This window comes from Mesorhizobium sp. SARCC-RB16n (assembly GCF_008520305.1).
GTDB lineage: Bacteria > Pseudomonadota > Alphaproteobacteria > Rhizobiales > Rhizobiaceae > Mesorhizobium.
In genome coordinates, this window is record NZ_ML703307.1 from 1 (window position 1) to 1099 (window position 1099).

The 1099-nt window shown below is 60.3% G+C and carries 1 pseudogene; it reads left to right on the forward strand.

The window, feature by feature from the left end:
• Positions 1–1099: pseudogene (locus tag C7I87_RS33915) on the forward strand (IS3 family transposase); the annotation flags it as partial.

A 1099-nucleotide genomic window follows, 5' to 3' on the forward strand; every position in this document is an offset into this window, starting at 1 on the left:
AGGCGCATGGTGATGCCGGGCTATCGGGCAAATACGATCATTACGACGCAGCATTCAAGCTGTCAGTGCTCGAGCGGATGTGGGAGGAAGGTCTGTCGTATCGCCAGACGGCGGCGTTGTACAATATCCGCAGTGCCGGTTGCCTGGCGGGCTGGGAGAAGCGCTATCATGTGGGTGGGATAGAGGCGCTCGGCCCCCGTCCTAGAGGACGACCCATGTCGAAGCCGCCGGCCCCCGCGGTGCCTGTTGCAGCCAGTGACGAGGCCAAAAGCCGCGAAGAACTGCTGGCTGAGCTGAAGCACCTGCGGATGGAGAACGACTACCTAAAAAAACTGAAGGCCTTAACGCAGGAACACGCGCCCAAAAAGCGCAAGCCGTCCAGGCGTTAAGGCCGTTGCATCCGCTTGAGGGACTACTCGAACTGGCAAAGCTGCCGCGCAGCACGTTCTATTACAGGCATAAGGCGACCTCGCGCCCGGACCGCCATGCGGCGCTGAAGGAGGCGATCAAGGCCATCTTCGACAGCCACAAGGGCCGCTACGGCTATCGCCGGGTGACCGCGCAATTGCGCCAGTCGGGTCAACGCGTCAACCACAAGACCGTCCAGAGCCTGATGGCCGGGATGGGATTGAAGTCGCTGGTCAGGCCGAAGAAGTATCGTTCCTACAGGGGCGAGGTTGGGCGGACCGCTCCCGATCTGTTGCAGCGCAAGTTCAGCGCTGACCGCGCCAACCGCAAATGGGTGACCGACGTGACGGAGTTCAGCGTGGCCGGCGACAAGCTCTACCTGTCTCCCATCATGGACCTCTACAATGGCGAGATCGTCGCCTTCGAGACGGCGCGCCGCCCACGCTTCAAACTGGTGGACAATATGCTGACCAAAGCCTTCGCCCGACTCGATGAGGACGAACGGCCAATCCTGCATTCCGATCAAGGATGGCAGTACCAGATGTCGGCATTCCAGCGCAGGCTGGAAGCCAGAGGCCTCCAACAGAGCATGTCACGCAAAGGCAATTGCCTCGACAACGCACCGATTGAGAGCTTCTTCGCCACGCTCAAATCCGAACTCTTCCATCCGGAAAGGTTCGAAACTGTCCAA